Source organism: Anaerofustis stercorihominis (assembly GCF_024623185.1).
Lineage (GTDB): Bacteria > Bacillota > Clostridia > Eubacteriales > Anaerofustaceae > Anaerofustis.
On sequence record NZ_JANJZK010000003.1, the window covers coordinates 32,173 to 44,455 of the forward strand.

The window sequence follows — 12,283 nt, forward strand, 5'->3', positions numbered from 1 at the left end:
TTATATAAATTATTTAAAATATTATTCTAAGTTTTCACTAAACTTCATTATACTATATTCTGAAAAAAAACATTATAGTTTTTTATTAAAAATATGAAAAAATTTTCATATTTTTCATTACATTTGTAATATTGAGGTATTCGCTGTTACTTTAAGTTCAATCCCTTTAATCCTCTTTATTTCGCCGTCTTCCAAAAATTCATAATTTAAAACTCTAACTTTATCATTTTCTTTTAAACTTAATATTTTCTTCTCCGATAAATTAAGTGTGCCTCTGGACATTATTACTCCTTCTATATTGATTTTACCGGTAGCTGTTTCTTGTTCAAAACGCAGACTAGCTTCTTTACCGTTATATATTATAGGAGCAGTATAAACATTTAATTTACCCTTTGTAGATATTTTTTTTACACTTAATATATTATTATCCATATAAAAAGGTTTATTTTTCTTTTCATCATTTAATTTTATTTCATAAATTATATTTTTGCCGCTTACTTTTTTTATATCATATAAATGACTAACTTTTTTTATATTTTCGTTATCAACGTATTTTTTTAAGAATTTATAATATTCATTATCCAAACTTAAATAGTTATATAATTTAAGTTCATGAATAGCTTTATTGTTATAATTAACCGGGAAATAAACGGATAATCCACAAGCATCTTTATTTATATATCCATTTTTATTATATACCACAACTTTATTTATATCTTTATTAATATCTTCATTATCCTTTTGGCTGAATAGATTTTTTGATAAAGCACCCAGATCAACCATATTACTAAAGCCTTCTTCTTTTGTTCTGCCACCAAAAGTAATTGCATTTAGCATTTTACTATTTAAATTTGGAGTATTTTTTTTAATATCATTTTCTTTTAATTTTTCATTAAAATTATTATATAACTTACCGACATTGTATAAATCTAAAAAAGACATAGTTACGAGATTATCTTTTTTCTTATTTTTACTCTCATTATAATAAGTATCTACAAATACTTTACCTATATTCTCCAAATTTCTGTTATTAAAATTATTAACTATTTTCTTATAATCGAAACCATATCCTAAAACAAGTTCTTCACTTGCAACCATATACTTGGAATAGTCTTTTATAGAATTTGCCGTTTCCAAAGAAGACATTAAGCAAGCGTCAAAGACTACAAGATCCAATTTCTTTTTTGTATGTTCATATGAAGTCTTAAAACCTTTTTTTAATTCATCTAAAAGCAGTGTATCGCTTTTGAAATTTTCATCCTTGCCAAACCCAACAATAGCCCCTCCGCCATGATTCCATAAAACCAAAATATTTTCTTTACTTTCTTTATAATTTAATGAAAAATCTATAAAACCGCTTAAAGTTCTGCTGTCGCCCATACTTTTTTTAGGCATTGTTTTTAGAAGTTTTAATTTCCCGTTTTTTATTTCAAATATTTGATTGTGGTTCTCGCTTATACTTTTATTATGCCATTTTTTTGTCCCGCCGGTTTCGACCAATACAGTCATTCCCTTTGGAACTCGAGCATTCATCAATTCAGCTAAATCCGAACTGGCTATCATATTTTCAGTCTCTAAATCAGATCCATTCATATAGATCATTAATGTCCTTGTTGTTACTTCAGACTTATAATTATAGCTAAATACACCTATAAGTATGATAAATATAATACTAAATAAAATTCCTTTTTTCATAGTATTATTATTAGGATATTTTTAGCTTTTATGTAAATATAAAATACTAAACAATTTTATTTTAAAATATGCTAAAATAAATAGTAATTCATAATAAATATTATATTTATATTAAAAAAAGTTCGGAGATAAATTAAATGAAAAGAAAAACCGTTGTCTCGTTATCATCTATCATAATAATAATTTTAATTATTATTGTCGGATTTTCCTATTATATCGGAAATCAGGTATTTTTAAACTCTACACAATTAACAACAAGTGAAAGTACAAAAGAAATAGTTGGTGTTTCAAGAAAACACGCTAAATATTATTACATGATATCATCTGATTATATTATTGAAAATATAAATTTGAAATCATCTTATGACGGTCATAATATTCCTGCTGACTATATATATTCATCAAAACCAAGTGATAAAAACAACAAAACTATTATCATGGTTCACGGGCTGGGCGGTAATCGATATTCTTTGTATGTAATAGCTCAATATTTTCTTGAAAAAGGATTTAATGTAATAACCTATGACCAAAGAAGCTCAAACGAAAACACCGCAAAATATACTACATTTGGATATTTAGAAAAATATGATTTAATTGATTACATTAATTATGTAAAAAAACAGGCTCCACACAAAGTTTTGGGGATTTGGGGAACTTCATGCGGAGGTGCAACGGCAGGGTTAGCTGCAGGACATGAAGAAACCTATGAAAAATTAGATTTTTTATTTCTGGACTGTCCTGTCAGCAGTATGGAATGGATGATAGAAAACGAAATAAATAAAATGGGTATAGGAATTCCAACGTCCTATATGATATTTTGCGGAAATATAATTAACAAATTAAAACTTGGATTTTTTTATGGTGATGCTGACGTAACAAACAAAATAAAAAATATAACTACCCCGACTTTAATAATAAACAGCAAAAAGGATACTACTACTCCATATTTCATGGGAAAAAATATTTATGATTGTATCAATTTAAATAATAAAGAGATATGGACGGTCAACGATAGTGAGCATACACAAATTTGGTTTGAACATAATAATGAATATAAAAATAAAATAGATACTTTTTTAAATAAGTATCTTTAATTTAAAAGCCTCTGATATGCATATTCAGAGGCTTTTGATTATTACTATTTCTTTAACTAGTTCTTTAAACTCATATCTTTGATTTCACTTGCAGCTTCTTTTGCAGCTTTTTCAACTGCATTTTTCATTTTCTTAACCGGTTTTCTCATCTTTTTATTTGTTGCCATATATGAAGTCATTCCCACTCCGGCTATAAGTCCGGCAGTAATTCCGGCTAACATTGACATAGTAGTTCTTCTCATTTTTTTCTTCCTTTCTAAATTTTCTTCTTAATTATTGTTCCATTTTCGCTTAGCTATGATACAATAATTAATAAATAAATCAAGGTAAAAAAAGTTAAGGTAAAAATTATGAAAACAAAAAAAGAAACGTTGGAAGTTATAGATATTTTAAGCGAACATTACGGAGAATACAAATGCGGACTTGATTTCAAAAGTCCGTTTGAACTGCTTATTGCTACTATCCTTTCTGCACAATGTACTGATGAAAGAGTAAATATTGTTACAGAAAAATTGTTTAAAGTAGCCAATACTCCATCAGCCATATTGGAAATGGGTGAAAAAGAACTTTTAAAATACATAAAAAGCTGCGGACTTTCCAATACTAAATCAAAAAATATTATCAAAACTTGTTTTACATTATGTAATGAATACAATGAGGAAGTACCAAAAACTATGGAAGAGCTCATTAAATTAAACGGAGTAGGAAGAAAAACCGCAAATGTAGTTCTATCCAATGCTTTCGGAGTTCCGGCTATAGCAGTAGATACACATGTTCAAAGAGTATCAAACAGGATAGGACTTGCTAACAGCGATGATGTTTTGAAAACCGAACAATCTTTAATGAAAAAAATACCAAAAGAATATTGGTCAAATGCACATCATTGGATAATATGGCACGGCAGAAAAATTTGTACGGCAAGAAATCCAAAATGTGAAATATGTCCACTTAATAGTCTTTGTGATTTTAACAAAAAAAATTCAAAAAATAAAAAAGAAGCTGTTGTATAGCAGCTTTTTTTATACCCTATATATCCTTATTTAATGCATTTATTGACATTTTTTTTATTTAAATATAAAATGGTTATATTAAAGGGGTTTTACATAATGAAAAAAAGAAATTTGTCACTAAATATAATATTTATTTTAACTTTTATTTTTATAATTAGCTTTAGCTTAAAAACCATAAATGCACAAAGCTACAGATATCCGCTTGAAGATACTAAAGCACATGTCACCAGCTCTTACGGCTGGAGAATACATCCGATATACGGGACTAAAAAATTCCATGCCGGAGTTGATTTGGTATGTGACAGCAAATATATACTGGCCGCAAAGACAGGTAAGGTCGTAGAGACAGGATATGACAGCGGCAGGGGTAATTATGTAATCATACAACACAGTGACAATAAGGATAGATCTACATACATGCATATGAGTTCTATATATGTAAAAAAGAATCAAAGTATTAAACAAGGACAAATAATAGGATATATGGGTGCAACAGGTGCAGCTACAGGTGTTCACCTTCATTTTCAAATCAATAAAGCCCCAAGCTATTCTTCAACTGCGGAAGTAAACCCGGGTAAATTAAAATATATTTATATTAAAAATCATACTCATGTGTACAATAAATACGGAGTGCAGGATATAAAAAAACATCCTCATGTTTTAGTAGGGAAATGTATCTGCGGGAAATTAGCTAAAACAACTTCAAGTACAGATAAAAAATACGGACTTGCCAAAGGATGTAAAAAATGCCTGCCGGTAATAACGAGTAAATATAAAGCAAGAACAACATCAAAATCTATGAAAGTAACATGGAGTAAAGTAAAAAACGCAAATAGTTATAAATATTATCTTTACTCTGTTCCTAAGGAATATGCAACATCTTTCCCTACATTAAGCGGCAGCACAACAAAAAATGAAGTCACGTTTAATAATTTATTACCCGGGGAATATAAAGTATTTATACAAGCTTTAGACAGTAAATATGGTACTAAGAGCAGTGCAAGTGCCCAAACAGTATTTTATATAGATTTACCTAAATATACACCTAAAAAATCAATCATTGCCGATAATAAGATCTATTCACTATTTGAGGTCTCTTCGTCTTGGAAATATTCGGAAAACATATGTAAGAGACTTGGAGGACATCTGGCAGTATTAAGTAACAGCACAAGAAACAAAGCAGTAATAAATATGATAAAACAATACGGAAAAAAGGATTATTATTTTATAGGTGCAACAGATGAAAAGAAACAAGGATCATTTACTTGGGTAGACGGGACTAAATTCTCTTATAAAGCATTTGCAAAAGGACAGCCTTCAGATGAATATAAAGACAGACCATATATAAGAGAAGATTATTTGGCAGTAGATACTAATAAAAATTATGGCTGGAACGATTTATCAAACTACAGTACAGCAGAAAAGAAAGCCTCAACAGCAAATAAAGGCTTTATACTTCAAACAGACCTACCTAAAGCTCCGGCTTCACCTAATGTAAAATTAGAACAGCAAGGTGCTGACAATATTAAAATAAGCTGGAATAAAGTAAACGCAAATAAATATATGGTTTATTATTCAACTTCAGAAAATGGGAAGTATACGAAACTCGGAGAAACGACTTCAACAACTATGACTGCAAAAAAATTGAAATTCCCTCAAACATACTATTTTAAAGTCATAGGATATGCAACCAAATTTGAATTTTCTGCAAAGGGCAAATACTCTGAGGTAAAAAGCTTACAAATAAAACCAAGCAATATCACAGGTTTGAGTATTAAGAATTCAAGCGGAAGCAATGTTGATATCAAATACAATAAATCATATAATACTACCGGATATGAAGTATATAGATCTACGATTAAAGATAAAAACTATAAAAAAATAGGTGCAACGAATAAAAATTATTTTATTGATAAAGTAAAAAAAGATAAATTTTATTATTATAAAATAAGGCCTTATTATAAAAATGGAAGTACAGTAATATATGGTAACTATAGTTATGCAGGGTGTATAAAATACATAAAGAAACCTGCATCTGTAAAAGGGATAAAGATCAGTAAGGGTAAAAATTATGCTGTCAAAATCAAATACTCAAAATCATCCTATGCTAAAGGTTACCAAATTTATCGTTCAAACTATAAAAATAAAAAGTATAAAAAAATTGCGACGACAAGTAAATTATCTTATATAGATAAATTTAAAAAGAAGAAAAACAAACCTTATTATTATAAAGTAAGAGCCTATAATAAAATTGAAAATGTAACTTCATATGGTAATTACAGTAAAGTTAAAGGAGCTAAATTTAAATAAGAGGTAAAAGATGAAAAGAAAAAATATAATATTAATTACAAGTATACTAATTAGTTTATTGCTACTTGGAGGATGTTCAAAAGGTCCTGCAATATCTCTTAAAAATGAAAGTATAGAGGCTAATAAAAATACAAAATTACTGGATTTAATAACTATAGAAAATGGCGAAGAATACACTGTGGAAGCGTTGGAAAATGATATCGATATTGGAAAATGCGGAGAATATACGGTTCACTACATAATAAAAAAAGATAATAAAAAAACAGATGAGCAGGAATTAACTTTTAAAGTTGTTGATACTACAAATCCTACAATCAAATGCGATGAAACCATTAAAGTTGTTGCCAGCGATAAAAAATTTAATATAAATAAATATGCTACCATAACAGATAACTCAAGCGATAAACTAACAATTACTTTAGACGGAGATTATGATACAACAAAGTCAGATTCATACTACGTAACAATTACAGCTAAGGACTCATCAGATAATCAAGCTATGAAAAATATAACTATGGAAGTAATGGGCGAAGACGAAGAAGAAATTTATCACACCAGTTATTTGGAAAAAGAAAAAGCAGTTATGGGATACTGGGTTAATAAAAAGAATAATAGATTAATCGTTGTAAAAGATGACGGAAACGGTTCAAGTGTCCAGCTAAAACTAGTTGTTTCTTTACTAAACAGCGGTCCGTCCGGTTCGGACGCCGGAGGACAAATATCATCAATATCAGAAATCGGAGAAAATAAATATAAAGTAACATACAAAGATTATGAAACCAATAATAAAGAAACTTTAACCTTCACTATAAATAACGATAATAAGATGACAATAAGCAGTAAATATAAGACGATAAACGGAACCTATGAAAAGTGGAGCGAACAAAAAATCAATGAATATTGGAGCAAATAAAAAAGAAGATAATAATCTTCTTTTTTATTTTTGTATAACATCGAAAGTTATCATAAAAGTCGTACCTGCATTATAAACGGATTTAACCTCTATCGTTCCTTTGTACTTATATATTATTCTTTTAACTATTGAAAGTCCGAGTCCGGAGCCTTCCACTTTTCTGTTTCTGCTTTTATCCACTCTGTAAAATCTTTCAAATATATGCGGTAGATTTTCTTCTTTAATCCCTATTCCGGTATCTTTAATCGTTATATGAACTTTTCTTTTTATTTGCTTTATATCTATATAAATCTTACCATTATCTTTATTGTATTTGATTCCGTTTTCGATTAAATTTATAAATACCCTTAATATATCCTCATGTCTTGCCATTATATATCCGTCTTTCAAATCCAGATCTACGGTTATATTTCGCTCATATATCTTATAATCAAGTACTTCTACGGCTTCTTTAACAACATCGCTTACATTAACTTCTTCTAAAGGCATGTCTTCTTCATCAACATCTTCTAAACTCGACAATTTAAGTATACCTTCAACCAAAGTATCCATCCTGATAGCTTCCTTCTTTATTGTTGTACTATACTCAATTATTTTATCTTTATCATCAATGAGTCCTGAAGAAATAAGTTCAGCAAAACCTCTTATGGATGTAATAGGTGTTTTAAGTTCATGAGAAGCGTTGGCAAAAAATTCTTTCTTATATACATCGACAGCGCTTCCGAAAGGTATTGCGGAATCCTTTGCAAACTTCCTTGCAAATAACCATGAAATCAAAAATGATATAATTATTGCAAGTAAAAATATGGTTATTTTTGTAAGAAGGTTTTCATATATTGTCCCCATAGGTACCATTACTCTTAATATATTTTTATTTTTAAGAACCATAGCTCCATACATTACTTTTTCTTTTAAAGTAGACGAATTCCTTATTACGTATCCTTCACCTTTTATCTTTGCATCTTTTATTTCTTCGCGGTTAGAGTGATTTTCGGTTATCCCTTCATGAGCCGAATCTGCCAAAACCACACCCTTCGGAGAAATCAACGTCACTCTGTATTTATCGGTAGAGATTTCTTTAAGATAATCTACATCCTTTTGGTAATCATCACCAAGCTCATATGTTTCGTTTACAGTATGAAGAAAAGCTTCGATAGTAGTATGATAACCATTATCCTGAGTTTTAGATAAAACTATAAAAAAGGAAAAGCTAAGTATCAAAGTACATACAAGTCCTACAATAAAACTACGAATGAATACAAACCTTCTCATTTTATTAACCTAACTTGTATCCTATTCCTCTGATAGTCTTTATATATTTATATTTATCGTCTTCACTTCCTATTTTATTTCTAAGTGTCTTCATATGCATATCTAGAGTTCTGCTTTCGCCTTCAAAATCGTAACCCCAAACTTCGTTTAGAAGTTCTTCTCTTGTTACCACTCTGCCTTTATTTTCAAGCATATATAAAAGTATTTTATATTCTTTTTTCGTAAGGATAACCTCTTCGCCATCATGTGAAACGTGATAATTTTCTTTATCTATTGTAATATCTTTATAATTTAAGATGTTATCTTCTTCTTTATAACTTCTCCTAAGAACACTTTTTATTCTTGAAGAAAGTTCAAGGACAGAAAAAGGTTTGGTAACATAATCGTCCGCTCCAAGTTCAAGAGCATTTACTTTATCTATCTCACTGCTTTTAGCACTCAAAATAATTATAGGAATACTTTTATATTTATTGCTGTTTTTTAGCAGTTTAAGCGCATCTATACCGCTCATTCCCGGAAGCATTATATCAAGTAACATCAACTTAGGCTTTTCTTCTTTTAAAGCAATCATCATATCTTCACAGTTTTCAAATACCTTGACATAATAGTTAAATGCTTCAAGAGAGCATTTTAATAATTCGCTTATATTATTATCATCTTCAACTACATAAATATAATTACCCATAATTTTTCCTTTTCTTTATAATAATTTCTTATTCTTATGTTCTCCGGTCAAATAAAATATTACCCATTCACATATATTAGTTGCATGATCCCCGATACGTTCCAAATACTTAATCAGCATAAGTGTATCCATCGCAAGGCTCGGAGAAATTTTATCCGATTTAAGCCCTTTTATTATATCATCTCTAACTTCGTAAAACAACTCATCAACTTCATTATCGGTCTTTATGGTAGTCCTTGCAAGTTCTAAGTTATCGTTAATAAAAGCAGAAATACTGGATGCTACCATTTCCAAATCAATATTTGCCATTTCCAATATCTTATTATCCACAATTCTAAAAGGTTCAGGATTTTTTTCTTTTTCATCATCTAAGCAGATTGAAGCGATATCAGCCGCATGGTCTCCTATTCTTTCCATATCGGTGATCATCTTCATAGCCGTTGATATAAGTCTTAAATCAGTAGCTACAGGCTGCTGTCTTAATATAAGCTTTAAACATCTTGCTTCGATCTTTCTTTCCATTTCGTTTATCGCTTTATCCGATTCGATTATATCTTTTGCAGCTTCTTCATCATCACTTTCTATTGCATTAAATGAAGTCTTTATTGCTTTTTCAATCATGGAACCCATTTCTACAAGCTCATGATGTAATAAATCTAATTCTTCATCAAATCTTCTTCTTGCACTCATTTATATTCTCCTTTATATATTATCAACCAAATCTTCCGGTTATATATTCTTCCGTCTTCGGATGTTTGGGATTTGCAAACAGCGCCGATGTCTTATTGTATTCGATAAGCTCTCCCAGAAGGAAAAAAGCAGTCTTGTCGGAAATCCTTGCAGCTTGCTGCATATTGTGTGTAACAATAACAACAGTGTATTTTTTCTTTAAATCAAATACCAATTCTTCTATTTTCATAGTGGAAATAGGGTCTAATGCACTTGTAGGTTCATCCATCAAAAGGATTTCAGGCTCTACTGCCAATGCTCTCGCAATGCAAAGCCTCTGCTGCTGACCTCCCGATAACCCAAATGCGGATTTTTTTAGTCTGTCTTTTACTTCATCAAATAAAGCCGCGCCCTTCAAACTTCTCTCTACGATCTCATCAAGCTCACTTTTATTTTTTATCCCATGAACTTTAGGTCCGTAAGCGATATTATCATAAATACTCATTGGGAATGGATTAGGCTTTTGAAATACCATCCCAACTTTTTTTCTAAGAAGAGTTACATCTATATCTTCATCGTAAATATTTTCATTATCTATTAAGATCTCTCCGGTTATTTTTACACCTTCCACAAGATCGTTCATCCTATTTATGCTTTTTAAATATGTTGATTTTCCGCATCCGCTGGGACCTATTAACGAAACTACTTCATTTTCTAAAATATCCATATTAATGTTTTTCAAAGCATGGTTTTCAGAATAGTAAAGGTCCATATTTTTAGTTATGATTTTTTTTCTACTTTCCATTTTTCCTCCTACTTAGCTTCTAACTTCTTTAATAGAAGCCTAGCCGATACATTTATAATAAGTACTATTACGATTAATATACTCGCAAGTGCAAAACAAACAGAGAGATTTTCACCCCTTGAAGCATATAAGTAAAGCTGAACGGTAAGAGTTGCACCGCTTTTAAATATATGATCTATCACTCCTCCCGTCAGCATATACCCCATTCCCGCGGTAAATATCAAAGCAGCACTTTCACCTACGACTTTGCCTATACTAAGAATTACTGCCGTTACAATCCCGGGCATAGAACAAGGAAGCAGAATAGTTCTTATTAAATATATCTTTTTAGCTCCCATTCCCAGAGCACCTTCTCTGTACATATTAGGTACACTGCTTAAAGCTTCCTGTGTAGTTCTTATTAGTGTCGGAAGGACCATAATAGATAAAGTAAGTGCACCTGATATGATAGATACTCTCAATCCCAAAAATATGCTAAAAAACATATAGCCGAACAAACCATATATGATTGAAGGAATACCCGCTAAAGTTTGAGTTGTAAATTCCACTGCTTTAACTAATTTACTGTCTTTTCTTGCATATTCATTAAGATAAATCGCACTTCCTATTCCGATTGGAACTGCAATAACAAGAGTCAAAACTATCATATATAAAGTATTGACTATCATCGGAAATACACCGACAGAACCCGTAAGTTCACTTGGAGAAGTCGTCAGCATTTTTAAATCAATACTCCCCACACCTTTAACCATTACATATAAAATAAGTGATAAAGCAAGAAGTGCGGTAAATCCTGCACTGAGGATAACAAGAAACTTAAGTATATTATCTATTAATCTAAATTTTTTCTTTTTCATCGCTTCCTCCCGCTTAATCATATTTCTTGTCTGCTTTAGATAAGAAGACATTTAATACTAAGTTTATTATCATAATAAAGATAAATAATACTAGCCCGATTGCAAATAATGCATCTTTATGTAAGCCGACAGCATAAGACATTTCCGATACTATCCCACTGGTCATAAGTCTTACAGACTGGAATATACCCGGCATATTAACGCTGTTACCGGTAACCATAATAACTGCCATAGTCTCTCCTATAGCCCTGCCTATGCCAAGCACGATACTTGTTGTGATACCGCTCCTTGCAGCAGGAATAAGTATTTTGAATATAGTCTGCATTTTAGTAGCACCAAGACCTAACGAAGCTTCTTTATATTCACTGGGAAGAGATCTGATACTATTTTCGCTTATAGTTACGATTGTAGGAAGTATCATTATTGATAATACAATCATACCCGTAAAAAGATTTGCTCCATAGGATAGATTAAATATTTTTGCAATAAAAGGAACCAATAATATAAGTCCTACAAATCCATATATGACAGAAGGGATACCGGATAGTATTTCTATAAACGGTCTGATAAAATTAGCAACTTTTTTATTTGCTATTTCACTTAAAAATACTGCCGTCAACACCCCTATAGGAACGCCTATAATAATAGCACCGAATGTGGCAAAGATACTTGAAAGTATCATTGGAAGAATTCCGTAGCTGGGATTTGCTCCTGTCGGGTTCCAAACCGTACCAAATAGAAAGTTAAAAAGACCTATCTCTTTAACTGCTGGAAATCCTGATATAATCATGTATAAGCTTATAACGATAACGCTTATAATGGAAATAACAGCGCAAAATAAAAAAATCTTTTCAAATATCCCGGATACTCTATCCTGCTTGGTTTTATTTTTTAATTTCATCCGCTTACCTCTTAAAATGTAACATTAATGCACCATAAGGTGCATTAATGTATGTAAATTTATTTATTATTT

General features: G+C 30.4%; 12 protein-coding genes. 4 read left to right on the forward strand and 8 right to left on the reverse strand.

The genetic code is table 11. The features are described 5' to 3' along the window. Positions 1 to 117 precede the first annotated feature (117 nt). Positions 118 to 1,602 (reverse strand): clostripain-related cysteine peptidase, encoded by a 1,485-nt coding sequence (locus tag NSA01_RS02645; RefSeq protein WP_257479966.1) that lies wholly within the window; start codon positions 1,600 to 1,602, stop codon positions 118 to 120. A 230-nt stretch (positions 1,603 to 1,832) separates the two neighbouring features. On the opposite strand from NSA01_RS02645, the gene NSA01_RS02650 reads away from it, so the two are divergent. Beyond that, positions 1,833 to 2,789 (forward strand): alpha/beta hydrolase, encoded by a 957-nt coding sequence (locus NSA01_RS02650; protein WP_257479967.1) that lies wholly within the window; start codon positions 1,833 to 1,835, stop codon positions 2,787 to 2,789. Positions 2,790 to 2,845: 56 nt separating this feature from the next. Here NSA01_RS02650 and NSA01_RS02655 read toward each other — a convergent pair whose 3' ends face one another. Further along, positions 2,846 to 3,031, reverse strand: coding sequence for a hypothetical protein (locus tag NSA01_RS02655; protein ID WP_257479968.1), 186 nt, complete (start codon positions 3,029 to 3,031; stop codon positions 2,846 to 2,848). A 108-nt stretch (positions 3,032 to 3,139) separates the two neighbouring features. Here NSA01_RS02655 and nth point away from each other — a divergent pair, with 108 nt between their 5' ends. From nth to NSA01_RS02670, 3 genes are all read left to right on the forward strand, one after another. Next, entirely contained in the window at positions 3,140 to 3,799 is a 660-nt protein-coding gene (nth, locus tag NSA01_RS02660) for an endonuclease III (RefSeq protein WP_257479969.1), read from the forward strand. 96 nt (positions 3,800 to 3,895) lie between these two features. Beyond that, positions 3,896 to 6,109, forward strand: a complete 2,214-nt coding sequence (locus NSA01_RS02665) for a peptidoglycan DD-metalloendopeptidase family protein (protein WP_257479970.1) — start codon at positions 3,896 to 3,898, stop codon at positions 6,107 to 6,109. A gap of 10 nt (positions 6,110 to 6,119) precedes the next feature. Then, a complete protein-coding gene (locus tag NSA01_RS02670) occupies positions 6,120 to 7,022 on the forward strand; it encodes a hypothetical protein (RefSeq protein WP_257479971.1) in 903 nt (300 codons plus the stop codon). A gap of 24 nt (positions 7,023 to 7,046) precedes the next feature. Here the strand turns inward: NSA01_RS02670 and NSA01_RS02675 are convergent, their stop codons facing one another. Genes NSA01_RS02675 through pstC form a run of 6 tightly spaced genes read right to left on the reverse strand, consistent with a single transcriptional unit; the run spans position 7,047 to position 12,211 of the window. After that, on the reverse strand, positions 7,047 to 8,294 hold the full coding sequence (locus tag NSA01_RS02675) for a sensor histidine kinase (protein WP_257479972.1): 1,248 nt from the start codon (positions 8,292 to 8,294) through the stop codon (positions 7,047 to 7,049). A gap of 4 nt (positions 8,295 to 8,298) precedes the next feature. Continuing rightward, positions 8,299 to 8,979, reverse strand: coding sequence for a winged helix-turn-helix domain-containing protein (locus NSA01_RS02680; RefSeq protein ID WP_257479973.1), 681 nt, complete (start codon positions 8,977 to 8,979; stop codon positions 8,299 to 8,301). Between the two features lie 15 nt (positions 8,980 to 8,994). After that, a complete protein-coding gene (phoU, locus tag NSA01_RS02685) occupies positions 8,995 to 9,669 on the reverse strand; it encodes a phosphate signaling complex protein PhoU (protein ID WP_257479974.1) in 675 nt (224 codons plus the stop codon). Between the two features lie 22 nt (positions 9,670 to 9,691). Next, a complete protein-coding gene (gene pstB, locus NSA01_RS02690; protein WP_257479975.1) occupies positions 9,692 to 10,453 on the reverse strand; it encodes a phosphate ABC transporter ATP-binding protein PstB in 762 nt (253 codons plus the stop codon). Between the two features lie 8 nt (positions 10,454 to 10,461). Then, positions 10,462 to 11,310 (reverse strand): phosphate ABC transporter permease PstA, encoded by an 849-nt coding sequence (pstA, locus tag NSA01_RS02695; protein WP_257479976.1) that lies wholly within the window; start codon positions 11,308 to 11,310, stop codon positions 10,462 to 10,464. 13 nt (positions 11,311 to 11,323) lie between these two features. Continuing rightward, a complete protein-coding gene (gene pstC / locus NSA01_RS02700) occupies positions 11,324 to 12,211 on the reverse strand; it encodes a phosphate ABC transporter permease subunit PstC (RefSeq protein WP_257479977.1) in 888 nt (295 codons plus the stop codon). Positions 12,212 to 12,283 lie beyond the last annotated feature (72 nt).